A 25,749-nucleotide genomic window follows, 5' to 3' on the forward strand; every position below is an offset into this window, starting at 1 on the left:
TTTCGCCGACCTGAAAAAATGGGCGCGGCCTAGGCCGCGCCCAATACCGCCTTGTCCCCGACAAGACGGACCCGGAAAACTCCGGGATCGGAAGATGCGAGCCCATGCGAAGCCCGCGCGCCTAGTGCGGCGGCGCGTCCCTGGTCGTCTCGAGAATGTCGATCAGGTCGAGAAAGCCGACGGCCTGGCCGCCCCTGGTCAACATCACCGTTTCGCAGTCGCTCGCGAGCGCGAGGCGCAGGATGGCGACGGGCGACGCCTCGCAATCGATCTGCGGATAGGCGTCCATGCCGAGGCTCGCCTCGGCGAGCGCCGCGCGATGGTACGCCGCGCCGGCGATGGCCGTGATCAGCTGGGACCGGCCCAGCACGCCGACCGGGTGTCCTTCGGCACGCACGAGGATCACCGCGGGAAGGCCCGCGAAGCTCATAAGCGACGTGGCTTGCTCAACCGTCGCGTCCGCCGGCATCGTCACCGCTGGCGTTATTTCTTTCGGCCACAGGTCGAGTACGCTCATCAACGTGCCTCCGCAGGAACATTGAATTCCTCAGTTCGCACTATTGCTTAAATATACGACCCGTGACCTCATGGAACCATGCGTCATAATTGTCCGCGTTCTTATGACGCAGCTCGGATGTTTCCGTTTGACTTGAAACAAAGCTGGAGATTTCGGTCATATTGCCCGCCGTGGCGGCATAGTCCCCCGAGGTCACGACGCTGTCGCCGGGGGCGAGGAGGCTCCAGCAGACGCTCGAATAGGCGCCGCCGGCGGGCTCCGTACCGAGCAGGCGGGCACGCAGCGCGGCCGCGACCACACCCGACTGGCTCACCGCGGCGGAAGCCGCTTTCGGGATCGGGCTCGCCTGCGCCGCATCGCCAAGCACATGGATGTCGCGAGCAAGGAGAGAGCCCATATCCTCGGGCCGGACGGGACAGAAGCCGCTCCGGTCGGCCAGCCCGGATTCCAGCGCGACGGTCCCGGCGGTCTGGGCGGGGATCACGTTCACCAGCGCGCAGTTGCGATAGGTCCCGAAGCCGGACCGGACCGTCATGGTGGCGGGATCGACCTCCTCGATCCCCTCATGGATCGAGGGCGGCAGCCACTCGATCATGCCGGGATAGTAGCGTTCCCATCCCTCGAGGAAGAGCGCCATCTTGGCGAACCGCTCCTTCGAATCGAGGATCACGATGCGGCAGCCGCCGCGTCCGGTGGCGCGCAACCGATGCGCCATCATCGAGGCGCGCTCATAGGGGGCCGGGGGGCAGCGCGAGGGATCGGGCGGTGGCAGGATGACGATCGTGCCGCCATCCGGCACGGTCGCGAGCTGGCGTTCGATCAGCGCGAACTGCGCGCGGCCGATCCAGCCGTGCGGCATGCGTTCGCTCGCTTCGCGGCTCCATCCGGGGACGCTGGCAAAGTCGAGGGCGATGCCGGGCGCCACGGCGGCCGCGTCGTAGGGCAGGGCGGTGCCGTCCTCCAGCTTGATGGTGCGGCGATCCGGGTCGATCCGTTTGGCGCGCGCCGGCACGAGGCGGATGCCGGCGCGGCGGGCGAGTTCGTCATAGCCGAACCAGATCGAATCCGCCGCGGCCATGCCGCCTAGCACCAGATTGGAGCGGCAGAGTGCGAAATATCCCGGCTCCGGCTCGACGAGCACGACGTCGAGCGCGCCACCCGGGCCCGCCGCCAACGCGCTCGCGAGCGCCGCACCGCCGAAGCCGGCTCCGACGATCGCCACCCTCGGCGGCGCGGCCCGCGCCACCGCCGGCATGGCGACGACGCCCAGCGCGAGGCCGCCCAGCAGGGTGCGACGGCTGAGCGCCGTCGCCATCGCTCATCCGACCTTCATATAGGCGAAGCCCTTGCCCTGGAGAGCCGCGCAGGTGGCGACGCCCGAGGGAACGAAGGAGACGAAGTCCGCCTGCCTCGCGCGCGACAGGTCGAGCTGGTTCCGCTTGAAGGTGATCTCGCAGAGATAGACCTTGAGCCCGTTCTTGGAGATCGCCTCGGCGCGCGCGAACAGCTCCGGCGGCAGCTTCTCGTCGGCCCACATCGTGCCCTCGAGATTGTCGAGGAAGAATTTGATGCCGCCAGCGTGCACCACGAGCACGATCTGCAGCGCGAACGGGTCCGCGCCATAGACCGAGTAGTGGTTGCCGATGTTGTTCAGCGTCTGGGCGAAGCGTTCGGGATCGCCATAGTCGCAATGGTAGAGACAGGCGACCTCGGCGTCCTTCTTGATGTCGTCGAGCGTCACTTGCGCGGGCGCAGCGGCGCTACGGTCGACGGCCAGTGCCGCGCCTCCGGCCGCCAGCCCCGCCATCACGGACCGGCGGTTGATCTCGATCATGGGCATGTCGTTCCTCCTCTCGGCGGTTCCGGCTCGGGCGGCGTGCCGGCAGGCCGGTCACTCGACCGCGCCGGCCGGCTTGTCGTTCTCGCCGGCGCCATCAGGCGTCACGTCGAGCACCCGCGCGTGGCTGGTGATCTCGACCTTCGCCTTGCAGTCCTTCATGCACGGATTCTTGTTCCAGAAGGCCTTTTCCGTCGTCTCCCGGTCGTCGTCGTAGAAGTTGGCGCTGTTGGGCAGCTCGACCTTGGGGAAGTTCTCCTTCGACAGGACATAGTCTTCCGGAACGACGTCGTTGAGATAGAGCAGATAGGCGACGATGGCATAGACCTCGTCGGGCTGCAGCGTCTGCGCCGCGCCGAAGGGCATGGCGCGATGCACATAGTCGAAGACCGTCGAGGCGTAGGGCCAGAACGAGCCGATCGTCTTCTCCGGCCGCTCGGATTTCAGCGTTCCCTGTCCGCCCGCCAGCACCGGCCAGCGCCCGGCGCCTTCGCCGAACTCGCCGTGGCAGGCGGCGCAGTTGTTCTGGAACAGCTCCTCGCCCTGCGTCACCGAGCCCTTGCCTTCGGGAAGGCCGAGGCCGTCGGGCCGCACGTCGATGTCCCAGGCCTTGATCTCTTCCGGCAGCGCCGGCCGGCCGAGCTTCACCGTGTCCGCGGCGGCAACCGCGGTGAAGGCGAGGAAAAATGCGCCGGCGATGGCGCAGGACCTAGCTGACCTCGACATTCTCGGCCTCCCCGTTGCTCCGCACCAGCCACGTCTGGATGCCGTTGTTGTGGTAGATCGAATTCTCGCCGCGCACGGCGCGCAGCTCGGCCTTGGTCGGCTGCAGATAGCCGCTATCGTCCATGGCACGGGACTGCAGCAGCAGTTCCTGGCCGTTCCAGTCGAAGTCGAGATAGAAGCGCGTCATGGAGCGCGGCAGCGCCGGCCCTTCGATGCGGGCCGTCGTCCAGTTCTTGCCGCCGTCCAGCGAGACGTCGACGCGGGTGATGGTGCCGCGCCCCGACCAGGCGATACCGGAGACCACGTTCGGTCCCTTGGCGCGCAGCGGTGCCTGCGGGCTCGGATTGGTCACCACCGACTTCGCGTCCATGAAGAAGGTGAAGCGGCGCGAGCGTCCATCGGCCAGGAGGTCGGTGTATTTGGAGGTCTCTTCGCGCTGGCCCCAGGGCTGGTCGCCGATCTCGACGCGGCGCAGCCACTTGATCCACATGTTGCCTTCCCAGCCCGGCACGACGAGACGCAGCGGATAGCCCTGCTCGGGGCGCAGCGCCTCGCCGTTCATCGCCCATGCGACGAGGCAGTCGTCCATCGCCTTCTCGATCGGAATCGAGCGCGTCATGGCCGAGGCGTCGGCCCCCTCGGCCAGCACCCACTTGCCCTTGGGCTTCACGCCGGCGGCCTCCAGGAAGGCACGCAGCGGAACGCCGGTGTAGACGACGTTGTGGATCATGCCATGGGTGTACTGGCAGCCATTGAGCTGGGCGCCGCGCCACTCCATGCCGCTATTGGCGGCGCATTCCAGGAAGTAGGCCCGGTTGGTTCGGCCCGGCATGCGCTTGATGTCCTCCATGGTGAACACCAGCGGCTTGTCGACCATGCCGTGGATCATGAAGCGATGCCGGGCGGGGTCGATCTCCGCCTCGCCGCCATGATGGCGCACGAAGCAGAGCCCGTTGGGCGTGATGATGCCGTCGAGAGCGTAGAGCGGGGTGAAGCTCACCGAACTCTCGCTGCTGGCGGTCAGCCAGGTCACCTCGCGGCGGACGACATCCTTCTCGAAGGGGGAGGGGATGCCATAGGGGTGGTTGTTCACCCCGGCGCCGAGGGACTGCGTCCATCCGGGGATGTTGACGATATCGGGATCCGGCGTCGCCCCGGCGGCGGCAGGCCGCACGCCGGCGGCCACGGCCCCCGCTCCCGCGCCGGCGAGGCCGACGAGATTGAGGAAGCGGCGGCGGTCGACCGGGGCCCTCGGTTTGCTATGGTTCATCGCATCCTCCCGGATGGATATTTACATTCGAATTTATGAATAAGTCGGGCGTGCCTGTGTGCTGACGCGATCTCAGGCCCCGGTGACCTTTACCGAGCCTGTCGGCGCGATATTCACCGTCTTGGCCGCGGCGACGTAGCGTTCGACGAGCTCCCAGACCGGCGGGCCTTCGACATCCTTGTTGATGCTGGCCCAGCCGGCGACCGCATAGGTCTTGGCCGCGTCGAGCGGCTGGCCGGTCTTGAGCAGCACCAGATCGGAGATTCGCTTGCCCATCGGCTGGCCGACGTCGATCGAATAGCCGACGCCTCCGACACGCACCATGTCGCCACCACCCTGGAAATAGGGATCGGGGTTGAAGATGTTGTCGGCCACGTCTTCCAGCACGTCTTTGAGCTGCTGTCCGGTCATCATGTTGCGGTAGCAGGCCGGATAGGTGATGGCGGTGGCGTTGGAGATCGTCTCGAAGGTGATCGGATCTCCGGGCAGCAGCGTCCCGCCCCAGCGGAAGCCCGGCGACAGCGCGATTTCCGCGTCCCGCTCGGCGAGCATGGCCTGGCAGATCATGTCGTCGAACGTGCCGTTGAAGTTGCCGCGGCGGTATAGAAGGCTCCCCGCTTGGCCAATCACCCGGCCGAGATCGGCGGCGTAGGGCGCGCGCACCTCCTTCACCAGCGACGCCATCTCCGGATCGGGGGTGATGGCGTCCGAGAACACCGGCAGCAGCCCGTAGCGGAAGCCGGCGACCTTGCCGTCCTTCACGTCGAGATCGAGGCGGGAGACGAACTTGCCGTGCGAGCCCGTCGCGATCAGCACCGTGGAGCCGACCATGACCGGCGCCGGCAGCGCGTCATGCGTATGCGCGGTGAGGATCACGTCGATCCCCTTAACGCGGCCGGCGAGCTTGCGGTCGACGTCGAAGCCGTTGTGCGAGAGCAGCACGACGACGCCCGCACCGGCGGCGCGTGCCTCGTCGACCTGCTTCTGGAGATCCTCCTCGCGCAGGCCGAATTCCCAGTCGGGAATCATCCAGCGCGGGTTGGAGATGGGCGTGCGCGGGAAGGCCTGGCCGATGACGGCCACCTTGGTGCCGCCCCGCTCGAACATCTTGCGGCCCTCGAAGACGGGCTCCTGCCATTCGACGCTGCGGATGTTCTGCGCCAGGAAGGCGAAGGGAGCCTTCTCGACGATCTCCTGCATGCGCTCGGCGCCGTAGGTGAACTCCCAGTGGCCGACCATCGCGTCGAGGCCGAGCGCGTTGAAGACGCGGACCATGTCCTCGGCGCGCGTCTGCAGGGAGCTCCAGCTGCCCTGGAGACCGTCGCCGCCATCGAGCAACAGGACATTGCCTTGCCCGCGTTCGGCGCGGATGGCCTTCACCAGCGTGGCGATGCGGTCGACGCCGCCCATGCGGCCATAGTTCCTGGCCAGCGCGTCGAAGTCGAGGCTGGTGAGGGCGTAGGCGTCCCGCCCGCCGGCGGCGAGCTTGAAATAGGCGAGGAAGGCTTCGTCGACGAGGTGCGGCGGCAGGCCGCGCGCCTCGCCTACGCCGATATTGACGGAAGGCTCACGGAAATAGATCGGCTCGAGCTGCGCGTGCAGGTCGGTGGTGTGAAGGATGGTCAGCGTGCCGACCGGGTCGAAGCGCAGAATGTCGTCCTGCGTCATCTTGCCGGTGCCGGCCGCCTGGGCGAAGGCGCCGCGGGCGCCGGCGGCAAGCGTGCCGGCAGCCATGGCGGCGATCACGAAATCGCGGCGTGAGATCATCGAAAGCAGCATCCCTGTTGGACGCCGGCGCTACGCCGGCGCGGACGTCAGGCGACGGTGAGCTTGGCGGTTGCGCTCTGCTCGGAGCCGTCGTCGTCCTTCCAGGTAAAGGTGAACTCCCCCGATTCGGACGCCTTGTAGAAGAACGCCTGGTACGGATTGGCCGAGACGGCCGTGAACCAGTTCGCCTCGAAGAAGGGTTTGCCGTTAAAGCTGGCGGTGAAGGTGTTGATGATGGCGCGCGGAATGGTCTTTCCGGACGAATCCTTGCGCTGACCGCTTTCCATCTCGTGCGAGATGAGGGTCTTGATCTCGATGATCTCGCCGGCCTTGGCCTCGGACGGGACCTTGACGCGTGGCTTGGACTTGATGGCCATGATGGCGTTTCCTTGTCGTTTCCCCGGTTGTCGTTGCGCGCGGTCTCAAGGACCGGACGCGCCGCTCAGCCGCCGCAGCCGCCGATGGTGACTTTCACCTGCGCCTTGGTCGTGTAGAGCGCGCCGTTGGACATCTCGGCCACGGCGATCACGTTCTGCGTCTGGGCGAGGCGCATGCGGATGGAGGCCGCCGCTTTCCCGGACTGCGGGGTGAACTTGTAGGTCACGACCTGGGGGAGGGGATTGCCGTCCGCGAAGACGTGCACCGCCTTCACGTAATCCTGCTCGGTCATCGGGCTGTCGACGTCGATGTTGAGCGGCACGACGAGGCCGTTCTCGGCGATCTCGGGCAGGTCCAGCTTGATCTTGCCGTCCGCCATCGACTTGTCGCCATAGAGCTTCTTCAGCTCGGCCGCGACCATCTCCTCGGTCGCCATGACAAGGCGCGGAGCCAGCGCCGCCGCCAGCATGGCGGTCAGGCCAAGGCCCATTGTTTCCCGTCGCGACGGAGTCCAACTGCGAAGTTGCATCAGGCGTCCTCCTGTTGGCGTCGAGCGCCAACGGCTTGTTTTTGCTTGGATTAGAGCGCCGGCGAACATTCTTGTCCGGCGGCGAACATACATATTGTGATATTAAATTTTTTGAATGTAAAGTAAGCCATCGGGCGATTGTAGAAACCTATCATCGCTCGCCATGGAGAGCGGTTCAACGTCCTCGCCAGAAGGGCGCAGCCGCAGCTCAACAGCCGGGGAAACACATGCCCAAGGAACAGATCAGACCCAAGGAATACCCGCAGCCGATGCGACGCTTCGCCGCCGGCTGCCTCGCCCTCGCCCTCCTGGTGCTGCCTTTCGTGCTCACAGGCGCTCGCGCCGCCGAGGATGAGAGCGAGAAGGAGATCGAACGCTACCGCCAGATGATCGAGGACCCGATGGCCAATCCGGGCTTCCTCAACGTCGACCGGGGCGAAGTGCTGTGGAGCGAGCCGCGCGGGACGAGGAACGTCTCGCTGGAGACCTGCGATCTCGGCGAGGGACCGGGCAAGCTGGAAGGTGCCTACGCCCATCTGCCGCGCTACTTCGCCGACACCGGCAAGGTGATGGACCTCGAACAGCGCCTGCTCTGGTGCATGGAGACTATCCAGGGGCGCGACACCAAGCCTCTCGTCGCCAAGCCGTTCTCCGGTCCGGGGCGCACCTCGGACATGGAGGATCTCGTCGCCTTCATCGCCAACAAGTCGGACGGCGTGAAGATCAAGGTCGCGCTGGCGACGCCGCAGGAAAAGGAGATGTACGCGATCGGCGAGGCGCTGTTCTTCCGGCGCTCCTCGATCAACGACTTCTCCTGCTCGACCTGCCACGGCGCCGCCGGCAAGCGCATCCGTCTGCAGGCGCTGCCGCAGCTCGACGTTCCCGGCAAGGACGCCCAGCTCACCATGGCGACCTGGCCGACCTACCGCGTCTCGCAGAGCGCCCTGCGCACGATGCAGCACCGCATGTGGGACTGCTACCGCCAGATGCGCATGCCGGCGCCCGACTACGCGTCGGAGGCCGTAACGGCCCTCACCCTCTACCTGACCAAGCAGGCCGAGGGCGGTGAGCTCAAAGTGCCGTCGATCAAGCGTTGAGGGAGGCACAGATGAGATTCGAGACATTGCTGAAGCGCGCCGCGCAGGTCGGCGCCCTTGTCCTCCTGCCACTGGCCGCCCACGCGCAGGAAGCCTCCGCCGTCGACCCGGCCCGCGTCGATGCGGTCGTCAAGACGAGCTTCACCAAGCTGCCCGAGGGCTGGGAGTCGCGCCTCCAGCAGGACGAGACGCAGCGCATCTGCTCGGTGACGCGCAACAATCCGTCGCCCGAGCAGGCGGCGGCGATCATGAAGGCCGAGGAGGTCCGCATCAAATTCCCGGCGGGGCCCGTTCTCGGCAGCTGGAAGGACGGCGCGAAGGTCGCCCAGAACGGGCGGGGCGGTCAGTTCAGCGATCCGCCCGGCACGGTCAGCGGCGGCAATTGCTATGCCTGCCACCAGCTCGATCCCAAGGAGGTGAGCTATGGCACGCTCGGGCCGAGCCTCGTCGGCTACGGGCGCGAGCGCAACTTCAGCGCGGAAGACGCCAAGATCGCCTTCGCCAAGGTCTATGACGCGCAGGCCTCGCTCGCCTGCTCCAGCATGCCGCGCTTCGGCGTCAACGGCGTGCTGACCGAGCAGCAGATCAAGGACGTCGTCGCCTATCTGTTCGACCCGGAATCCCCGGTCAACAAATAGGCCGCCGGCCTAGAGCGCCTTCTGCGCTGCCATCCAGGCCTCGAAGCCGGCGCTCTCATAGGCGCCGGCTTCGACATATCGGAACATCGCCAGGAATTCCGGCTTCGGCAGCAGGCCAGGCATGCGGGCCACCTCGGCCACCTTGCCGTCGCGCGCGGCGAAGAACTGGAAGGTCGGCGTGGCGCGCACCGCATAGCGGCCGGCCAGCGCCTTTTCCGACAGGGTCTGCCCGCCGAAATCCGTCACCTCGCGCGAGCCGTAGATGTCGAGATGCACAACATCGAAATGCTCGCGCACATAAGCTTCGATGGCCGCATCGGCGAAATAGTCCGTGTGCAGCCGCTTGCAGAGCGGACAGCCGCGCTGGCTCCATTGCAGGGCGAGGATCTTTCGCTTCGCCTTCGCCGCCGCCTCGTCCTCCGCGAGGTCGAGGAAGCTCTCCACATACCAGTCCTGCACATAGAGCCCGTCATCTCCAAGGCGGGTGGCTGCGCGGGCGCGCCCAAGGGGCAGCAGGGCCGCGCTCGCACCGAGCGCGAGCGAACGACGGGTCAGGCGCATATCCATGACCGGCTCCATATCCGGGGTTTCAAAGCCATAGGGGGCGCCTCATCCGATCGCGCCCAGCAGGGGGAAGGTGTCGAGCAGCCAGGCGGCGAGTTGCGGCATCCATCCCCCCATGAAGACGATGCCGGTCGCCACCAAGAGCACGCCGGACAGCTTCTCGATCAGCCCGAGGCGCGAGCGTATCGCCGCCGACCAGCGCAGGAAGCCGGTGGAGAAGGCCGCCGCCGCGATGAAGGGCAGCCCGATGCCCGCGGCATAGGCGGCGAGCAGCAGGACGCCCTTGCCGAGCGAATCCTCGGTTCCCGCGATGATGAGGATCATCGACAGGATCGGCCCGACGCAGGGTGTCCAGCCGAAGCCGAAGGCGAGCCCGATGAGATACGCCCCGGTAAGTCCGGCCGGCGCGCGCGCCACATCGGGCGCCACCCGCCGGTAGAGCAGGGGAATACGCAGCAGGCCGAGGAAATGCAGGCCGAACAGGACGAGGACCGCCCCGGCGACCATGGTGAGCGCCGGCGCGTGCACGGCGAGCCACTGGCCGATCTGCGAGGCCGTGGCGCCGAGCAGGATGAAGACGCTGGAAAAGCCGCCGACGAAGGCGATGGAAAGCGCGATAAGACGCCGGCGCGTCGTGCCGGCTCCGGACTGCTCCGCCAGTCCGCGCCCCGCCCCGCCGAGGAAGCCGAGATAGGCCGGCACGAGCGGCAGTACGCAGGGCGACGCAAAGGAGAGAAGGCCCGCCCCGAAGGCCCCGGGCAGTGTGATGTCCAGCGACACGGCGTTTCCCCATGATCGACATTCCCGCTCTGCGGCGGATTGGCTGTCGTATTCATATTCGAATGCGTATATATAACAAATGAAGCACAACGTCATCGGGCGAAAGCGATGCTGAGCCGACTTCACGACAAGATGAGCGCGAGGCGCGGCCTCGCCGCCCTGGCTGTTCTCGGTGCCCTGATCGGCGCGAGCCCGGCAGGCGCGGCAGAGCTTCTGGTGTTCGAGCGCCAGGGCTGCGTCTGGTGCCTGCGCTTCGACAGGGAGATCGTTCCCGTCTATGCGAAGACCGAGGAAGGGCGCCTCGCGCCGCTGCGCCGGCTCGATATCGACGAAGGCGACGCGCCGCGCGTCGCGTTGGCCGCGCCGGTGCGTTACGCGCCGACCTTCGTGCTGGTCGACGAGGGACGCGAAGTGGGGCGCATCCCCGGCTATGTGGGGGAGGACGCCTTCTGGGGCCTGCTGGCTAACCTGACAAAGAAACTGCCTGCGAACCCGTGACGCTTTTGCAGGAGCGGCGAGTTCGGTAAGCTGGAGTTGAAAGCGACGTGATGATGGCGGGAATCGTTTCGAAACGCATAGAGGACGAGTTGCGCGACGGGCCGGAGGTCTCCCCGAGCTCGACCGCCTCATGCGCAATGCAAGGGAAGCCAGCGACTTCCTCAAGGCGGTCTCGCACGAGAACCGCCTGCTTCTGCTGTGCCTGCTCGCCGAGCGCGAGCGTTCCGTCACCGAGCTCGAGAACATCCTGTCGCTGCGCCAGCCGACGGTGTCGCAGCAGCTCGCGAGGCTCCGGCTCGACGATCTCGTCACCACGCGCCGGGACGGCAAGACCGTCTACTACAGCCTCGCCGACGAGGATGTGCGCCGGCTGATCGGCGTGATCTACGACATCTTCTGCGGAAGCAAGGAAGACTGAGCCACATACGCGCCGGCCGAGACGGGCAACAATGCCCGCGAGTGCCAGGTTACGGGAGGACCGGGCGCAATGGACGACCTCAATGCGTGGTGGGTGGCCCTTGCCGGCCTCGCCATCGGCGCGGCCGTTGGATTCACCACCCGGCGCGCGCGCCTGTGCAGCTTCGGTGCCATAGAGGATGCGCTGGTGGGATTCGATACCCGCCGGCTGCGCATCTTCGGCCTCGCGCTCGGCATCGCCATCGCCGGCACGCAGTTCCTCGTCCTGACCGGCTTCCTCGATCCACGCACGACCTCCTATGTGCCCGACGCGCTGCCGTGGATCGGCATCGGGCTCGGTGGCCTCATGTTCGGCCTCGGCATGGCGCTGGTCGGCACCTGCGCCTTCGGAAGCTGCGTGCGGCTCGGCTCGGGTGACCTACGCAGCCTCGTCGTGCTGCTGGTCTTCGCGGCGACCGCCTACGCCATGCTCAGGGGTACGCTGGCTGCTTATCGCATCACCTTCGGCGAGGCCATGGCGTTCACCGTGCCACTCTCCGGACAGGCGGATCTGCCCGGCTTGATCGACCCGATCCTCGGTGTGTCGAGCCGTGCAATCCTGGCGGCCGGCGTCGCCGCCATCCTCATCGCTTTGGCGGTGACCGATGTGCGCCTGCGCAAGGCGCGGCGCCTGCTGGCGGCCGGCACCGTGCTGGGCCTTGGCGTGATCGGCGGCTGGCTGGCGACGCAGTACCTGGTCGATGAGTTCGTGCAGGCGGCCCGGCCGCAGAGCCTCACCTTCGTGGCCCCCGCGGCCGTCACGCTCCACGGCCTGCTGCTCGACGGCGCCAAGCTGATCAATTTCGGGACCGCCTCGATCCTCGGCGTGATCCTCGGTGCCTTCGCTGCCGCGCGGGTGGGTGACGAGTTTCGCTGGGAGGCCTTCGACGATGCCCGCGAGATGAGACGGCATTTGTCGGGAGCGGTGCTGATGGGCGTAGGCGGCGTGCTGTGCGGCGGCTGCACGATCGGGCAGGGGATCACGGCCGGATCGCTGCTCGCTCTGTCCTTCCCGCTCGCGGTGGCGAGCATGGTGCTCGGCGCCCGCCTCGGCATCGCCTTCCTGATGGAGGGGCGGGCCTTCTTCTTTCTCCGCGCGAGCCCGCCGTCGGCGGCGGGCCGTTCGCGCCTGGCGGGCGGGCGGCGCTCGCGCTCCTGACGCGGCCGCTGCCCGCTAGGTCCGTTCGGCCAGCATCCGTGCTGCCCACATGCCGGCAAGCATGGCCGGCACGAAGACGAGCGTGCCCGCCGCCCCGAGCCCGAGCGCGGTGAGGGCCGGGCCGGGGCAGAAGCCGCCGAGCCCCCAGCCGATACCGAACAGCGCCGGCCCGACGATAAGCCGCGCGTCGATGTCGCGCCGCGTCGGCAGCTGGAAGGCTGCGGCGAGCACGGGCTTCGCCCGCATCCGCGCCAGCCGGAAGCCGATGAAGGCGACGATCACGGCGCCGCCCATGACGAAGGCGAGCGAGGGATCGAAACTGCCGAAGAGATCAAGGAAGTTGAGCACCTTGGCGGGATTGCTCATGCCCGAGACGACCAGCCCGACGCCGAACAGCAGGCCGAGCGCGAGATTGACGAGGATCGGCATGGTTCAGCCCCCGATGACGTGGCGCATGACGAACACGGTGAGGAATCCCGTGCCCATGAAGACGAGTGTCGCCACGACCGAGCGCGGCGAGAGGCGCGCCAGGCCGCATACGCCGTGGCCGGAGGTGCAGCCGCCGCCCCATACGGAGCCGAAGCCGACTAGCAGCCCGGCCACCGCCATGAGCGCGAGGTCGGCCGAGACCGTCTGCGTGACCGGCGTGCCGGTCGCAGCGCCGACGAGGAAGGGGGCCGCGACGAGGCCGGCGACGAAGGCCAGCCGCTGCGCGAACAGGCTGTCGCGCCAGGGCGGGAGCAGCCGGCCGGCGATGCCGCTGATCCCGGCGATGCGCCCTTCCAGAAGCACCAGCAAGGCGGCACTGAGGCCGATCAGCATGCCGCCGACGAGCGAGGCGATGGGAGTGAATTCGGTCATGACAAGGTCTCGCGCACATTCGCCGTCGGTGCGCCTGGCGCACAGAACAGCGCATGCATGGTGGTGATGAAGGTTTCGACGCGCGGATCGGCGAGCCGGTAAAAGACCTGCTTGCCTTCCTTTCGGCCGATGATCAGCCCGGCGGCGCGCAGGCCGGCGAGCTGCTGGGAAAGGCCGGGCTGGCGGATGCCGAGCATGTCTTCCAGCTCCCGCACCGAATGCTCGCCGTCGACCAACGCACAGGCCACCAGCAGCCGGTCGGGGTTCGCCAGCGTCTTGAGGAAGGCGGAGGCCTCGTCGACCTTCGCCTTCATGGCGACCGCATCGGAAACGGGAGCCAGTGTCTCGGTCATCGTTCCAGTCCAGTCATCGTCTCAGTCCCAGGCCGCTCCCGTGAGCAGGTCGAGCGGGATCTTGAGGTAGCGGATCCCGTTCGATTCCGGTTCGGGCAGCCGCCCGCCATTGGTGTTGATCTGCAGCGACTGCAGGATGAGCTTGGGCATGGCGAGGCTGCGGTCGCGCGCCTCGCGGACCGCGACGAACTCCTCCTCGGTCCTGCAGTGCGCCATGTGGATGTTCGTCGCCTTCTGCTCGCCGACCGTCGATTCCCACCGGGGCTCGCGTCCGTCCGGCTGGTAGTCATGGCCGGTGAAGATGCGGGTCTCGTCGGGAAGCGCCAGGATGGCCTGGATCGACCGCCACAACACACGGGCGCTGCCGCCGGGAAAGTCGGCACGCGCGGTGCCGCTGTCAGGCATGAACAGCGTGTCGTGGACGAAGGCGGCGTCGCCGATCACATAGGTGATCGAGGCCAGCGTGTGTCCCGGCGAGAACATCACCTTGGCGTCGATGCCGCCGACCTTGAACGTGTCGCCGTCGGCGAAGAGATGGTCCCATTGCGAACCATCGGCGGGAAAGTCCGGCCAGTTGTAGAAGCCCTTCCAGAGCTTCTGCACGTCCTTCACCCGTTCGCCGATGGCGGTCGGTGCGCCGGTCTTTTGCTTGAGGTAATGCGCCGCCGAGAAATGATCGGCATGGGGATGGGTGTCGAGGATCCACTCGACCTCGTAGCCCTTGGCCCGGATGAAACCGAGCAGACGGTCCGCATTTGCCGTGCCGGTCTGGCCGGACTTCTCGTCGAAATCATAGACCGGATCGACGATGGCGCAGCGCTTCGTCGCCGGGTCGGCGACGACATACTGGACCGACCAGGTACGCGGGTCGAAGAAGCCGGTGACTTCGGGCTTGAGGGTCATGGCGTCAGCCCCGGGCGCGGTCGTTGCGCGTGCGCAGCGGGCAAGTCAACAGGCCGAAGATGGAATAGAGCGGGCAGTTGCCGGCCGCCGCGGTCAGCAGCGGCACCAGGCCGACGAGGCCGATCCAGCGCAGGCCGCCGTCCAGCACGAAGAGCAGCGACAGCAGGGCGATGCCAATGACGACGCGCAGGGCGCGGTCGAGATTTCCGAGATTGCGAGCCATGGGTTCACTCCCAATGCGCGGCAGGTTCGACGCGCTTCCAACGATGTATATCAATTGCGAAAAAATGCAATCATAAATACGTAATTATTCGGACGTGAGAGCAGGTATCGCGTGCGGCCTTAGGACACGATCCGGGCGAAGACGGCGGCTTCCCGGTTGGAGCGCCGTCCGCCGGCGGGCGGCGCCGGCGGCTGGGGAGCGGCAGGGCTGGCGGCGGGCATCGCCCCGCCGAACTGCGCCTCAATGCTGTGCACGCACTGCTCCACGCCGGCGTCGGCCAGCCGGTAGAAAACCTGTTTCGAGGCCCGCCGGGTGGCGACGAGCCCGCCCTTCCGCAGTCCGGCAAGCTGCTGGCTGAGCGCCGGCTGGCCGATGCCGGTGGCGGCGTCGATCTCGCCGACGGTCATCTCGCCAGCCTGCAGATAGGAGAGGATCATGAGCCGCTGCGGCTGGCTGTAGATGCGCAGCTTCTCGACGGCCTTCTCGGCTTCCTCGCGGGTCAGAGGCATGAGGCTCACCTCGGCTCGATGGTGCGGCAGAACCAGGCGGGATCGTCGTCGGACAGCAGCGTCTCGTCGCTGAGCGGGCGGAGCACGGGGTCGCCCGGCTGCCAGCCTTCCGGCGTCACGGCGTCGCCTTTCTCGACGCGCTTCAGCGCGATGGCGAGGCGCAGCATCTCCTGCGCCGAACGCCCGACCGACATCGGATACCAGCTGAGGGCACGGACGATGCCGTCCGGGTCGATGAAGAAGCTCGCCCGCACGGTCGAGGAATCCTGGGCCGTCTCGTCGAGCATGCCATAGGCGCGGCTGATGACGAGCGAGGTGTCCTCGACCACCGGGAAGGGCACCTCGACATTGAAGGCGCCGCGGATCGCCCGCAGCCAGCCCATATGGGAGAACAGGCTGTCCACCGAGAGGCCGAGCAGGGCGAAGCCCGCGGCCTCGAACTGCGGCGCCAACCGGGCGAGCGCGATGAACTCGCTGGTGCAGACCGGGGTGAAGTCCGCCGGATGCGAGAAGAACAGCAGCCAGCGGCCCCGATAGTCGCTCAGCCGGATCTGGCCCTGCGTCGAGCGTGCGCTGAACACCGGGGCGGCGTCGCCGATCCGCAGCGGGCGCGGGGCAGACCGCGCGGAATCGGCCCCGGAGATGAGTTGCTCTGTCATGTCCTCTGATTGCCCCTTGCGGGAAAGTGACGCAATCCGCATTTACAATTACATATATTATGTAATCATGAAATTAATGATCGCAATCGGAGGATCCGCTCATGTCCGACCTGCCTCTCGAAAGGGCCGCCGACCAAATCCGCGCCGCCCGCACGGCTGCCAACCGCCTCGCCGTGGAAGCCTTCTTCGACGAGCCGACCAACACCGCGAGCTACGTCATCCATGACCCCGCCACGAAGCGGGCGGCCGTCGTCGACAGCGTGCTCGATTTCGATGCCGCTTCCGGCCGCACCTCCACCGCCTCGGCGGACGCGATCATCGCTTTCGTGAAGCGCGAAGGCCTGACGGTGGACTGGCTGCTGGAGACCCATGCCCATGCCGACCATCTGTCGGCCGCGCCCTACATCCAGCGCGAGATCGGCGGCAAGCTCGCCATCGGCCGCGAGATCATCACCGTCCAGAGCGTCTTCGGTAAGATCTTCAACTTCGGCACCGAATTCGCCCGCGACGGCTCCGAATTCGACCGACTGTTCGAGGATGGCGACACGTTCAGCGTCGGCTCTATCCCGGCGAGCGTGCTGCACGTCCCCGGCCATACGCCGGCCGACATGGCCTATGTGATCGGCGATGTCGTCTTCGCCGGCGACACCATCTTCATGCCCGACTTCGGCACGGCGCGGGCCGACTTCCCCGGAGGCGACGCCCACCAGCTCTACCACTCGATTCGGCGGCTTCTGTCGCTGCCGGACGAGACGCGGCTGTTCCTGTGCCACGACTACAAGGCGCCGGGCCGTGACACCTATGCGTGGGAGACCACCGTCGGTGCCGAGCGTGCCGGCAACATCCACGTGCGCGACGGCGTGGACGAGGATGATTTCGTCGACATGCGCACGCGGCGCGACGCCACCCTCGCCATGCCCAAGCTGATCCTGCCCTCGGTGCAGGTGAACATCCGTGCCGGCAATCTTCCCGAGCCGGAAGAGAACGGCCGCCGCTACCTCAAGCTGCCGCTCGACACGCTCTGACACGCATCACCCCGACAAGGCGGGCGTCGGCCAACCCACGACCGCCCGCCCAGAGATTTGAGGAAACGTCCATGACGCCAAAGCAGATCACGCCGGACTTTCATGTCACCGGCCAGGTGGACCATGCCGGCCTCGCCGCGGCCGCCGCGGCGGGCTTCCGTACCGTCATATGTACGCGGCCGGACGATGAGGAGCCGAACCAGCTCAACGCCGCCGAGGCCGGTGGCCTCGCCGAGGCGCTCGGCATGGCCTTCGTCCACATCCCCGTGACGCCCGGCACTTACGTCGATGAAGATGTGGCCTCGATGCGAGCCATGCTCGACCGGCTGTCTGGTCCCGTGCTGGGCTATTGCCGCAGCGGTGCGCGTGCGGCGACCCTCTGGGCTCTCGCCGAGGCAGGACGGCGGACCCCGGCGGAGATCCTCGCCCTGACCGACGCCGCCGGCATCGACGTCTCCGGCCAGCGCGCACGCCTCGCCGCCCGCGCTGGCGACGCCCGGGGCATGGCGCCGAAGATCTTCGACGTCGTGATCGTCGGCGGCGGCGCCGCGGGCATCGCGACGGCGTCGAGCCTGCTCAAGCGCCGCCCCTCGCTCGACATCGCCATCGTCGAGCCGGCGGAGTGCCACTACTACCAGCCGGGCTGGACCATGGTCGGCGCCGGCGTGTTCCAGCCGGACACCACCCGCGTTCCCATGGGCGCTGTGATGCCCGACCGCGTCACCTGGATCCGGCAGGCGGCGGCCGGCTTCGCTCCGGAGACGAAGGAGGTCACCCTCGCCGATGGTTCGTCGGTGCGCTACCGCGCGTTGGTGGCGGCGCCGGGCCTGCGGCTGGCCTGGGAGGCGATACAGGGCCTTCCGGAGGCACTCGGCCGCAACGGCGTCACCTCGAACTACCGCTTCGACCTCGCACCCTACACCTTCCGCACCGCCAGCTCGGTGAAGCCGGGGAGGGCGCTCTTCACCCAGCCGGCCATGCCGATCAAATGCGCCGGCGCGCCGCAGAAGGCGATGTACCTCTCCTGCGACATCTGGCGCGAGGCCGGCCTCCTGCCGCGCATGGAGGTGGAGTTCCACAATGCCGGCGGCGTCCTCTTCGGCGTGCCGTCCTATGTGCCGGCGCTGATGGAATATGTCGAGCGCTACGGCATCGACCTCAATTTCGGTTCCACCCTCGTGGCCGTCGACGGCGACGCGCGGGTCGCGACCTTCGAGCGCAAAGCGACCGATGGCACCGTCGAGCGGGTGGAGCGTGGGTTCGAGATGCTCCACGCCGTGCCGCCGCAGAAGCCGCTCGATTTCGTCGCCGCCAGTCCGCTGGCCGGCGCCGGCGGCTGGATCGACGTCGATCCGGCAACCCTGCGCCATATGCGCTATCCGGACGTCTTCGCCCTGGGCGACGCCACCAATACCACGAACGCCAAGACCGCCGCTGCCGCGCGCAAGCAGGCGCCGGTGGTGGCGGTAAACGTGCTCGCGGCGCTGGAGGGGAAGGCGCCCGCCGCCCAGTATGACGGCTACGGCTCCTGCCCGCTCACCGTCGAGCGCGGCAAGATCGTGCTGGCGGAGTTCGGCTATGGCGGCGTGCTGCTGCCGACCTTCCCGAAATGGATCCTCGACGGCACGCGTCCCACCCGTCTCGCCTGGTTCCTCAAGGACCGCATGCTGCCACCGATCTACTGGCACGCCATGCTGAAGGGGCGCGAATGGCTCTGCGGGCCGGAGCCGATCCCCGCTCCGGCCCGTAACGAGGTGGCCTGATGCTCGAGCCGATCCAGTACGCGTTGGGGGGCGGAGCCGGCGTGCTCGTCGGCTTCACCCTCGGCCTCGTCGGCGGCGGCGGCTCGATCCTCGCCGTGCCGCTGATGGTCTATCTGGTCGGCGTAGGCAATCCGCATGTCGCCATCGGCACCAGCGCTTTCGCGGTGGCGATCAACGCCGCGGTGGGTCTCTTCAATCATGCGCGGACCGGCACGGTGAAATGGCGCTGCGGCGGCATGTACGCCGCGGCCGGCGTCGTCGGCGCCTTCGCCGGATCGAGCCTCGGCAAGATGGTGGGCGGCGAAAAGCTGCTCTTCCTCTTCGCCCTCCTCATGCTCGCCATCGGCGTGCTGATGCTGCGCGGGCGCGGCAATCCGGGGGAGCCGGGCGCCGAATGCACCCGCGAGAAGGCGCCGAAAGTGCTCGGCTTCGGCCTCGGCACCGGTGCCTTTTCCGGCTTCTTCGGCATTGGCGGCGGCTTCCTCATCGTGCCGGGCCTGATCGGCTCGACCGGCATGCCCATCCTCAATGCCGTCGGCACCTCGCTCGTCGCCGTGACCGCGTTCGGCCTGACCACGGCGATCAACTACGCATTCTCGGGTCTGGTGAACTGGCCGCTGGCCTTCGTGTTCATCATCGGCGGCGCGCTCGGCAGCGTCGGCGGCATGAAGCTCGCCCACCACCTCGCCGGCCGCACCGGCCGTCTTTCGACCATCTTTGCCGGACTGATCTTCGTTGTGGCGACCTATATGCTGTTCAAAAGCGCATCGGCCCTGCTCGCGTGAGCCGACGTCCGTGCGGCGCGATGGCCGCACGGACAGGATCGGTCGCTCAGTATTTCGCCGCCGGATTGACCTGCCAGATCTCGTCGACGAGCTTGCCGTCGCGATACAGCAGCACGTAGCGCACCTTGACCGTGTTCTTGCCGGCGAAGGTGACGTCGGCTGTCACGGTGCCGCCCTTGGGATTGGCGGCCTCGGTCGTCGCGGCGATGGTCGCCTTCTGGCCGCCCTGGGCGGCGAAGAACTTCGACCAGACTTCCTTGATCTTGTTCGGCCGGCTGTAGCTGCCGTCGAGCGGGCCGCCGACCCAGTGCAGCATCGCGGCGGGCGCGTAGGCGGAGGTGACGGCGGCGAGGTCGCCGCCGGCGATGGCGTCTATGCGGGACCTGGCGAGGTCTTCCGCCGGTCCCGCCAGAGCGGCGGAGCCGGAGGCAGCGAGAAGGGCGAGGCTGGCGGCAAGGATGGGAAGGCGCATGTGCGGGTGTCTCCTGATGTGACCTGCACAGGCGGGGACTCACCTGACGCCGGTTTATTCCGCCCGGCGGATGGGGATCGCGAATTTTCCTCGCGCGGCACGCCGACGCGGGGCCGGTCCGGCGAAGCGCCGGAGAAAAATCCGTGCGGCGCCGGAATAATCCGGCCGGCGCGGTGTCCAACCTCCTGAAGGCGCCACTGCGCCCGAAGGAGAAAAGCCCATGCGACAACGACATCTCGCCTGTGCCGGCGTGCTGCTCGCGGCGTGCTTGGCCGGCGCGGCGGCGCAGGCCCATGACCATGCTCACGGCGCGGACAGTGCCTCCGCCACGAGCGAGGAAGCGCCCTTCCTCACCGAGAACGCCGCCGCCATGGACAAGATGATGGCGGACATGGAGGTGAAGCCGACCGACGACATCGACGCCGATTTCACGGCGATGATGATCCCGCATCATCAGGGCGCCATCGACATGGCCGTCGCCTATCTGCGCTACGGCAAGAATCCGCAGCTGCGGCGCCTCGCGCAGGAGATCGTCGTCGAGCAGCAGCAGGAGATCGCCGCGATGCGCCTCGCGCTCGGCCAGGCGCTGCCGCCCTCCGCCCCGGCGCCGACCCAGCCGCTTCCCGCTCACGACAATTCGGCCAAGGCCCACGACGCGATGTCCCACGACGCGATGTCCCACGGTGCCATGGCGATGCAGCCGGCCGTTTCGGCGAAATAGGAACACAGATGATGAAGAACCGTATCCTGCCCGGCCTGCTCGCCGGCGGTCTGCTCGCCTGCGCCACCCCCGCTTTCGCGGGACAGGCGCCGTTCGCCACCTCGGTGCCGGACATTCCGGTGAGCAGCCATGACCGCGTCTATGCCGCCGAGCAATTCTCCAACACCGTCTCTGTCACCGATCCCGCCACCAACAAGCTGGTCGGTGTCATCCGGCTCGGCGATCCGCAGCCGATGAACTTCAGCCCGCTCTACAAGGGGCAGGTGCTGGTGCACGGCATGGGCTTCTCGCCGGACCGCAAGACCATCGCGGTGGTGTCGATCGGCTCGAACTCCGTCACCTTCATCGACACCGCGACCAACGCGGTGAAGCACACCACCTATGTCGGTCGCTCGCCGCACGAGGCCTTCTTCACGCCGGACGGCAAGGAGGTGTGGGTGACGGTGCGCGGGGAGGACTACATCGCCGTGCTCGACGGGGCGACCTATGAGGAGAAGGCCCGCATCAAGGCGCCGAACGGGCCGGGCATGCAGATCTTCTCGCCCGACGGCAAATACGGCTATGTCTGCTCCTCCTTCATGCCCGAGACGGTGGTGATCTCCGTCGCCGACCACGAGATCGTCGGCCGTGTGAAGCAGGCGAGCCCCTTCTGCCCGGACATCGCCGCCACGCCCGACGGCAAGCAGGTTTGGTTCACGCTGAAGGACATCGGCAAGACGCAGGTGTTCAATGCGCAACCGCCCTTCGACGTGATCAAGACGATCGACACCGGCCCGATCACCAACCACGTCAATATCGCCCATAACGCCAACGGCACCTTTGCCAATGTGACGGTCGGCGGCCTCAACGAGATCAAGGTGTTCCGCACCGATGACTTCTCGCAGGTGGCGACCATCCCTGTCGGCAAGCTGCCGCATGGCTTGTGGCCGTCGGGCGACGGCTCACGGATCTATGTCGGGCTGGAGAACGCGGATGCGCTCGCCGCCATCGACACGCTGACCAACAAGGTGATCGCCACCATCCCGATCGGCCAGGCGCCGCAGGCAGTGACCTACGTCCCTGGCGCCGTGCCGGAGGGCGACGGCACGCAGAACCTCCAGCCGCTTGGCGTCGCCGGGCAGGCCGTCCATCTCAGCCTCGCCGGGGACGGCAAGGCCGCGGACAAGACGCCGACCAGCGTCTCGCTGTTCGACCAGGGGCTGATCCAGGTCCTGCAGGCCTCGGTGACCGGCCTCGCGCCGAAGAAGCCTTATGTGCTGGCGCTGGCCAGCCAGCCCGACGGCAAGGGCGCGCTGGAACCGCTCTCGGCCTTCATGACCAATCCTGCCGGTTCGGCGATCGTCAACGCGGCCGGGCCGATCCGCCAGATCGTGCAGAACGAGGCGAAGGCGCAGCGCCGCTATCTCGTCATCGCCGAGGGCACGGTCGCGCAGCCCGGCGCGATCGTCCAGCGCCAGACGCTGGATTGACGGGCCACCGCCTCCGCCAGGAGAGTAGCTCATGGCGGAGGCTCGCCTCTCCTCGAAAGGAGCCACCGTGAACCACGAGATGGTGCGCCTCATCGAGCCGCTGATCCCCGCATTGCGGCGCTATGCGCGCGCGCTGATGCGCGAGCGGGCGGCGGCGGACGATCTGGTGCAGGACTGCCTGGAGCGTGCCATCAGCCGCTGGCACCAGCGACGTCCGACCGACGATGCGCGGGCCTGGGTGTTCACCATCCTGCATAATCTCGCCATGACGCGACTGCGCCGGGCGGCGCAGCGCCCGGTCCATGTCGCGCTCGACGACGCCGATGCGGCGAACCTCGCCTCCGCGGCGCCGCAGGAGCAGAGCCTGCGCCATCGCGACCTCCTGAACGCGCTGGCGCAGCTGCCGGATGAGCAGCGCACCGTGCTGCTGCTGGTCACCGTCGAGGAACTCTCCTATGCCGATGCGGCGCGGGTGCTGGACGTGCCGATCGGCACGATCATGTCGCGCCTGTCGCGCGCCCGCGAACGCCTTGCCAAGCTGATGTCCGCCGAACCGCGGGCCTATGTTTCTCCGCCTTATTTCCGGAGCGTGAAATGAGCTCTCGCCCCATCACCGAAGACGATCTCAACGGCTTCATAGACGGCACGCTCAATCCCGATCGCCACGCCGAAGTGAGTGCCTATCTGGACGCGCATCCCGACGTCGCCGGCCGCATCGCGGCCTATGGCGAGCAGCGCGACATGCTGCGCGCGGCCTTCGCGCCGGTGATCGAGGAGCCGGTGCCGACCGAACTCGACCTGTCGCGCATGATCGAGGAACGCCGCCGCCCACGGCAGGCACCGCGCTGGGCCATGGCCGCGGCGGCCGTCCTGCTGGTCTGCGCCGGCGGTGTCAGCGGCTGGTCGCTGCGCGGGATCGCGGTCCCGCCTTCTGAGGGCGTGCAGGCGCTCGCCCGCGAGGCGGCGGCGAGCTATGCCGCCTATGCGCCCGACCAGGTCCGCCCGGTCGAGATCCGCGCGAGTGACCGCGACACGCTCGCCGCCTGGACCACCAAGCGCGTCGGCCGTCCGGTCGCCATCCCGGACCTGACGGTGGCCGGCTATCGGCTCATGGGCGGGCGCGTAGTGCCGACCGAGCACGGACCGGCCGCCTTGTTCATGTATGACGACGACCGCGGGACGCGGCTGGTGATGCTGGCGCGCCCGATGCGGAGCGAGCGCGACATGCCGATGTCGCCCCACGCACAAGGCGACCTCAACGGCCTCGCCTGGGCCGACCATGGCCTCGGCTACAGCCTCGTCGGGGCGGTGGCGCCGGATAGATTGCACCCGCTGGCGGACGAGGTACGGCGCCAGATCCGCAGCGAGGCCTGACGACGATGATTTACGGCTATGCGAGGGCACTGCTGGCCGGCCTGGTTGCGCTGGCGGTCAATTTCTCCCTGCTTGGCCTCGCCGACCGGGTCGGCATCGTCACCGCGCGTGGCGGTTTCCAGCGGCTGGTGAAGCTGTGGGCCGCGCCCCTGCTGCAAAGGCTGGGCGTCGATCGCGCCTGGGCGGCACTGCATCTCCCCGATCCGGGCGGCGCCCTCTTCACCAACGGCTTCAAGGTCGTGGTGGGGCTCGTGATGGCGGTGATCTATCTCAGGATCAAGCCGCTGCTGCCGGGATCCTGGCTGGAGAAGGGGCTCGCCTACGCGCTGCTGGTCTGGCTGATCAATGCCGGCGTCGTGCTGCCGGCTCTCGGCCAGGGCTTCGCCGGCATCAGGACGCTGAGCGCGGCCGGGATCCTCGCCTTCGCGATCGCCCACACCGCTTTCTTCCTCGTACTGGCGGCATTGGTCTAGGTGCTTCAGGTCGCCCGCCGCGGACGGCGGATGGCGCGCACCCTGCCGCTGTTGCCGCCGCCGCAGAAGAAGCGGTCAGCGCCGTCGGTTTCGAGGCCGGATACGCCGACGCCGTCCGGCATCTGCAGCCGCTCCAGCACCTCTCCCGTCGCGGGATCGATGTGCCTGACCTCGCTCTCCTCGCCTTCCCAGGTGCCGTGCCAGAGTTCGCCGTCGACCCAGGTGACGCCGGTCACCATCCGGTCGGAATCGATGGTGCGCAGCACGGCGCCGGTTTCCGGGTCGATCTGGTGGATACGGCGGTCCCGGTACTGGCCGAGCCAGAGGGTGCCTTCCGCCCAGGCGAGGCCCGAGCCGCCGCCCGGGGCGGGGATGGTCGAGAGCACGCGGCCTGTCGCCGGATCGATCTTCTGGATGCGGTCCTCGATGAGCTGGAACAGATGCGTGCCGTCGAAGGCGGTGCCGGCATCGGCGGCGACGTCGTGCCAGCGCACGATGTCACCGGTGGCCGGATCGAGGACATTCAGCCTGTCACCGGAGGCGAACCAGACGTGGCGTCCGTCGAACGTCACGCCGCCGACCTGGTCGACGTCCGGGAAGGGTCCGTATTCGTGGAGGATGTCGGCTGTCGATGTTTTCATGGCTTGAGCCTAGCCGCCCGGCAGCGGGCCGGGGAGTAACAAGGTTGTCGTGAAACCGGCCAGTGGTGGCGTGGTCCAGCGGCGCGCCCGCCCGAGGCCATAAGGCTGCACCTTGCCTGCCGCGGCAAGCTCCTCCAAGGCCCGCTGCACGGTGCGCTGGCTGGCGCCGAGCGCGAGCGCCAGCGCCGAGCTCGACCAGGATTCGCCATCGGCGAGGAAGGCGAGCACATCGGCGTGGCTCTCTTCCACGGGCGGCGCCATCACCGCGACCGGGCGCTTATCAGCCGGGACCAGTGCGAAGCCCTGCTTCGTCGCGACGATGTCCGCGAAGGGGCGGAGCTCCGCGCGGAGCCGCCCCATTTCCACCCGCAGGCGGGCGCGATGCGATTCATCCGCCTCCTTCGCTCGGAAGGCGGATTTCACCAGCGCATCGCGTCCCATATCGTCCGGCCAGGCCTCGCCGAGCGCGCGCAGCAGCGCGAACAGGACCGGGCGCGTCGCGAGCGAGGTCGTCCTCCGGCCGTCGCGCACGGCGTAGCGGCAGGCATCGATGACGACGGCACCGGAGGCGAGCAGAGCTTCGACATCCTTGAGCTTGAGGAGGCGCTCCCCGCTGCCGCCGACAAGGCGCGCCGCCGGCGCCTCAAGGACGCGGAAGGCTGTTTCGACCTCCGCCGTCAGCGCCGGGATGTCGGCGTCACCGGCGGCCTGCCCGGCACGCGCGAGTGCCGCGCGCGCCTCCTCGGTCCTGACGCGCCTTATGGCGATGCCGACGGCGGCCAGCTCGTGCGCGGTCCTCAGCGCCGGCGGCAATGTGGCGGGATCGACGGCGGCGAGGGCGGCTTCGGCGTCGTCGAGACGCCCGATAAGCAGGAGGCGGCGGCCTTCGAGATGGCGCGCATGCGCGGCGTTCAGCCGGTCGCCATGGCGTTCCAGCGTCGCCCGTGCGGCATCGAGCGCCTTTGCCGGCGTAGCGAGGTCGCGCGAGACGAGGGCGATCTCCGCCTCGGCGAGGAGGCAGCGGGCGCGGGCCACCGCCTCCTTCGGGCCGAAGGCGCGCGCAGCGTTCTTGAGCAGGGTCTTCGCTCGGGCAAAGTCGCCGAGCCGCGCCATGGCGATGCCGCGCAGCGCCAGCGCCGGGGCGTCGTCGCGCAGCGCCACCCGGTTCAGCGCGCCGAGAAGGTCACCCGCGGCGAGCGCGCGGGCCGCGGCGGCGATCAGCGAGTCCATCTAAAATCCCGACACACTTGTCACTCCCGCCGTGGCGACGGCCGGTCCTACGCTTTGCCCATCACCGCCCCG

Annotated in this window: 32 protein-coding genes and 1 pseudogene; 13 read left to right on the forward strand and 20 right to left on the reverse strand. The window is 68.0% G+C overall.

From position 1 onward, the window contains the following. Positions 1–121: 121 nt before the first annotated feature. The 8 genes from SNOV_RS04830 to soxY all read right to left on the reverse strand — a co-directional run bounded on the left by SNOV_RS04830 (position 122) and on the right by soxY (position 7,024). A complete protein-coding gene (locus SNOV_RS04830; protein ID WP_013165792.1) occupies positions 122–517 on the reverse strand; it encodes a CBS domain-containing protein in 396 nt (131 codons plus the stop codon). 40 nt (positions 518–557) lie between these two features. Beyond that, a complete protein-coding gene (locus SNOV_RS04835) occupies positions 558–1,832 on the reverse strand; it encodes an FCSD flavin-binding domain-containing protein (RefSeq protein ID WP_013165793.1) in 1,275 nt (424 codons plus the stop codon). A 3-nt stretch (positions 1,833–1,835) separates the two neighbouring features. Continuing rightward, complete coding sequence (locus SNOV_RS04840; RefSeq protein WP_013165794.1) at positions 1,836–2,357, reverse strand: DsrE family protein; 522 nt, start codon at positions 2,355–2,357, stop codon at positions 1,836–1,838. 51 nt (positions 2,358–2,408) lie between these two features. Next, positions 2,409–3,080, reverse strand: a complete 672-nt coding sequence (locus SNOV_RS04845) for a c-type cytochrome (protein WP_013165795.1) — start codon at positions 3,078–3,080, stop codon at positions 2,409–2,411. Next, complete coding sequence (gene soxC, locus SNOV_RS04850; RefSeq protein WP_013165796.1) at positions 3,064–4,350, reverse strand: sulfite dehydrogenase; 1,287 nt, start codon at positions 4,348–4,350, stop codon at positions 3,064–3,066. Before soxC ends, SNOV_RS04845 begins: the two co-directional genes overlap by 17 nt. Positions 4,351–4,422: 72 nt before the next feature. Further along, on the reverse strand, positions 4,423–6,117 hold the full coding sequence (gene soxB / locus SNOV_RS04855; RefSeq protein ID WP_013165797.1) for a thiosulfohydrolase SoxB: 1,695 nt from the start codon (positions 6,115–6,117) through the stop codon (positions 4,423–4,425). Positions 6,118–6,164: 47 nt separating this feature from the next. Beyond that, a complete protein-coding gene (gene soxZ / locus SNOV_RS04860; protein ID WP_013165798.1) occupies positions 6,165–6,494 on the reverse strand; it encodes a thiosulfate oxidation carrier complex protein SoxZ in 330 nt (109 codons plus the stop codon). Positions 6,495–6,559: 65 nt separating this feature from the next. Further along, complete coding sequence (gene soxY / locus SNOV_RS04865; RefSeq protein ID WP_013165799.1) at positions 6,560–7,024, reverse strand: thiosulfate oxidation carrier protein SoxY; 465 nt, start codon at positions 7,022–7,024, stop codon at positions 6,560–6,562. A gap of 269 nt (positions 7,025–7,293) precedes the next feature. Here soxY and soxA point away from each other — a divergent pair, with 269 nt between their 5' ends. Then, complete coding sequence (gene soxA / locus SNOV_RS04870; protein ID WP_041782881.1) at positions 7,294–8,121, forward strand: sulfur oxidation c-type cytochrome SoxA; 828 nt, start codon at positions 7,294–7,296, stop codon at positions 8,119–8,121. Between the two features lie 11 nt (positions 8,122–8,132). Beyond that, positions 8,133–8,759 (forward strand): sulfur oxidation c-type cytochrome SoxX, encoded by a 627-nt coding sequence (soxX, locus tag SNOV_RS04875; RefSeq protein ID WP_013165801.1) that lies wholly within the window; start codon positions 8,133–8,135, stop codon positions 8,757–8,759. A 9-nt stretch (positions 8,760–8,768) separates the two neighbouring features. On the opposite strand, the gene SNOV_RS04880 is transcribed toward soxX, so the two are convergent. Together SNOV_RS04880 and SNOV_RS04885 are read right to left on the reverse strand one after the other, a co-directional pair. Beyond that, a complete protein-coding gene (locus SNOV_RS04880; protein WP_013165802.1) occupies positions 8,769–9,326 on the reverse strand; it encodes a SoxW family protein in 558 nt (185 codons plus the stop codon). A gap of 42 nt (positions 9,327–9,368) precedes the next feature. Next, the gene (locus SNOV_RS04885) at positions 9,369–10,103 is read right to left on the reverse strand and encodes a cytochrome c biogenesis CcdA family protein (RefSeq protein ID WP_013165803.1); all 735 of its coding nucleotides are present in this window, start codon (positions 10,101–10,103) and stop codon (positions 9,369–9,371) included. A 108-nt stretch (positions 10,104–10,211) separates the two neighbouring features. Between SNOV_RS04885 and SNOV_RS04890 the strand changes: the two genes are divergently transcribed. The 3 genes and pseudogenes from SNOV_RS04890 (at position 10,212) to SNOV_RS04900 (ending at position 12,216) form a co-directional block, all read left to right on the forward strand. Further along, positions 10,212–10,601 (forward strand): thioredoxin domain-containing protein, encoded by a 390-nt coding sequence (locus SNOV_RS04890; RefSeq protein WP_013165804.1) that lies wholly within the window; start codon positions 10,212–10,214, stop codon positions 10,599–10,601. Positions 10,602–10,654: 53 nt separating this feature from the next. Then, positions 10,655–11,019 (forward strand): annotated as a pseudogene (locus SNOV_RS04895) (metalloregulator ArsR/SmtB family transcription factor). Positions 11,020–11,088: 69 nt separating this feature from the next. Next, on the forward strand, positions 11,089–12,216 hold the full coding sequence (locus SNOV_RS04900) for a YeeE/YedE family protein (protein ID WP_013165805.1): 1,128 nt from the start codon (positions 11,089–11,091) through the stop codon (positions 12,214–12,216). A 15-nt stretch (positions 12,217–12,231) separates the two neighbouring features. Here SNOV_RS04900 and SNOV_RS04905 read toward each other — a convergent pair whose 3' ends face one another. The 7 genes from SNOV_RS04905 to SNOV_RS04935 all read right to left on the reverse strand — a co-directional run bounded on the left by SNOV_RS04905 (position 12,232) and on the right by SNOV_RS04935 (position 15,724). Beyond that, entirely contained in the window at positions 12,232–12,645 is a 414-nt protein-coding gene (locus SNOV_RS04905) for a DUF6691 family protein (RefSeq protein WP_013165806.1), read from the reverse strand. 3 nt (positions 12,646–12,648) lie between these two features. Beyond that, positions 12,649–13,077 (reverse strand): YeeE/YedE family protein, encoded by a 429-nt coding sequence (locus SNOV_RS04910; protein WP_013165807.1) that lies wholly within the window; start codon positions 13,075–13,077, stop codon positions 12,649–12,651. Continuing rightward, the gene (locus tag SNOV_RS04915) at positions 13,074–13,430 is read right to left on the reverse strand and encodes an ArsR/SmtB family transcription factor (protein ID WP_013165808.1); all 357 of its coding nucleotides are present in this window, start codon (positions 13,428–13,430) and stop codon (positions 13,074–13,076) included. Before SNOV_RS04915 ends, SNOV_RS04910 begins: the two co-directional genes overlap by 4 nt. A gap of 21 nt (positions 13,431–13,451) precedes the next feature. After that, the gene (locus SNOV_RS04920; protein ID WP_013165809.1) at positions 13,452–14,333 is read right to left on the reverse strand and encodes an MBL fold metallo-hydrolase; all 882 of its coding nucleotides are present in this window, start codon (positions 14,331–14,333) and stop codon (positions 13,452–13,454) included. A 4-nt stretch (positions 14,334–14,337) separates the two neighbouring features. After that, complete coding sequence (locus tag SNOV_RS04925; RefSeq protein WP_013165810.1) at positions 14,338–14,556, reverse strand: YgaP family membrane protein; 219 nt, start codon at positions 14,554–14,556, stop codon at positions 14,338–14,340. Positions 14,557–14,675: 119 nt separating this feature from the next. Further along, positions 14,676–15,065 (reverse strand): ArsR/SmtB family transcription factor, encoded by a 390-nt coding sequence (locus SNOV_RS04930; protein WP_013165811.1) that lies wholly within the window; start codon positions 15,063–15,065, stop codon positions 14,676–14,678. A 5-nt stretch (positions 15,066–15,070) separates the two neighbouring features. Further along, entirely contained in the window at positions 15,071–15,724 is a 654-nt protein-coding gene (locus SNOV_RS04935) for a peroxiredoxin (RefSeq protein ID WP_013165812.1), read from the reverse strand. Positions 15,725–15,825: 101 nt separating this feature from the next. Here SNOV_RS04935 and SNOV_RS04940 point away from each other — a divergent pair, with 101 nt between their 5' ends. From SNOV_RS04940 to SNOV_RS04950, 3 genes are all read left to right on the forward strand, one after another. Beyond that, on the forward strand, positions 15,826–16,749 hold the full coding sequence (locus SNOV_RS04940) for an MBL fold metallo-hydrolase (RefSeq protein WP_013165813.1): 924 nt from the start codon (positions 15,826–15,828) through the stop codon (positions 16,747–16,749). 71 nt (positions 16,750–16,820) lie between these two features. Then, complete coding sequence (locus tag SNOV_RS04945; protein ID WP_013165814.1) at positions 16,821–18,512, forward strand: bifunctional protein tyrosine phosphatase family protein/NAD(P)/FAD-dependent oxidoreductase; 1,692 nt, start codon at positions 16,821–16,823, stop codon at positions 18,510–18,512. Further along, positions 18,512–19,297, forward strand: coding sequence for a sulfite exporter TauE/SafE family protein (locus SNOV_RS04950; protein WP_013165815.1), 786 nt, complete (start codon positions 18,512–18,514; stop codon positions 19,295–19,297). Before SNOV_RS04945 ends, SNOV_RS04950 begins: the two co-directional genes overlap by 1 nt. Before the next feature lie 46 nt (positions 19,298–19,343). Here the strand turns inward: SNOV_RS04950 and SNOV_RS04955 are convergent, their stop codons facing one another. Beyond that, a complete protein-coding gene (locus tag SNOV_RS04955) occupies positions 19,344–19,769 on the reverse strand; it encodes a nuclear transport factor 2 family protein (RefSeq protein ID WP_013165816.1) in 426 nt (141 codons plus the stop codon). A 220-nt stretch (positions 19,770–19,989) separates the two neighbouring features. On the opposite strand from SNOV_RS04955, the gene SNOV_RS04960 reads away from it, so the two are divergent. Genes SNOV_RS04960 through SNOV_RS04980 form a run of 5 tightly spaced genes read left to right on the forward strand, consistent with a single transcriptional unit; the run spans position 19,990 to position 23,806 of the window. Next, positions 19,990–20,490 (forward strand): DUF305 domain-containing protein, encoded by a 501-nt coding sequence (locus tag SNOV_RS04960; protein WP_013165817.1) that lies wholly within the window; start codon positions 19,990–19,992, stop codon positions 20,488–20,490. An 11-nt stretch (positions 20,491–20,501) separates the two neighbouring features. Continuing rightward, complete coding sequence (locus SNOV_RS04965; protein WP_013165818.1) at positions 20,502–21,959, forward strand: YncE family protein; 1,458 nt, start codon at positions 20,502–20,504, stop codon at positions 21,957–21,959. A 31-nt stretch (positions 21,960–21,990) separates the two neighbouring features. Next, positions 21,991–22,557 (forward strand): RNA polymerase sigma factor, encoded by a 567-nt coding sequence (locus tag SNOV_RS04970; protein ID WP_013165819.1) that lies wholly within the window; start codon positions 21,991–21,993, stop codon positions 22,555–22,557. Beyond that, the gene (locus tag SNOV_RS04975; RefSeq protein WP_013165820.1) at positions 22,554–23,333 is read left to right on the forward strand and encodes an anti-sigma factor family protein; all 780 of its coding nucleotides are present in this window, start codon (positions 22,554–22,556) and stop codon (positions 23,331–23,333) included. The genes SNOV_RS04970 and SNOV_RS04975 overlap by 4 nt, the downstream gene beginning before the upstream one ends. Positions 23,334–23,338: 5 nt before the next feature. Then, positions 23,339–23,806 carry a hypothetical protein gene (locus SNOV_RS04980; protein ID WP_013165821.1) on the forward strand — a complete coding sequence of 156 codons (468 nt, stop codon included), beginning with the start codon at positions 23,339–23,341 and terminating at the stop codon, positions 23,804–23,806. Positions 23,807–23,811: 5 nt separating this feature from the next. On the opposite strand, the gene SNOV_RS04985 is transcribed toward SNOV_RS04980, so the two are convergent. Together SNOV_RS04985 and SNOV_RS04990 are read right to left on the reverse strand one after the other, a co-directional pair. Continuing rightward, positions 23,812–24,447 carry a Vgb family protein gene (locus SNOV_RS04985; protein WP_013165822.1) on the reverse strand — a complete coding sequence of 212 codons (636 nt, stop codon included), beginning with the start codon at positions 24,445–24,447 and terminating at the stop codon, positions 23,812–23,814. Positions 24,448–24,456: 9 nt separating this feature from the next. Beyond that, complete coding sequence (locus SNOV_RS04990; RefSeq protein WP_013165823.1) at positions 24,457–25,677, reverse strand: hypothetical protein; 1,221 nt, start codon at positions 25,675–25,677, stop codon at positions 24,457–24,459. Positions 25,678–25,749: the final 72 nt, after the last annotated feature.

The organism is Ancylobacter novellus DSM 506, from assembly GCF_000092925.1.
Taxonomy (GTDB): Bacteria; Pseudomonadota; Alphaproteobacteria; order Rhizobiales; family Xanthobacteraceae; genus Ancylobacter; species Ancylobacter novellus.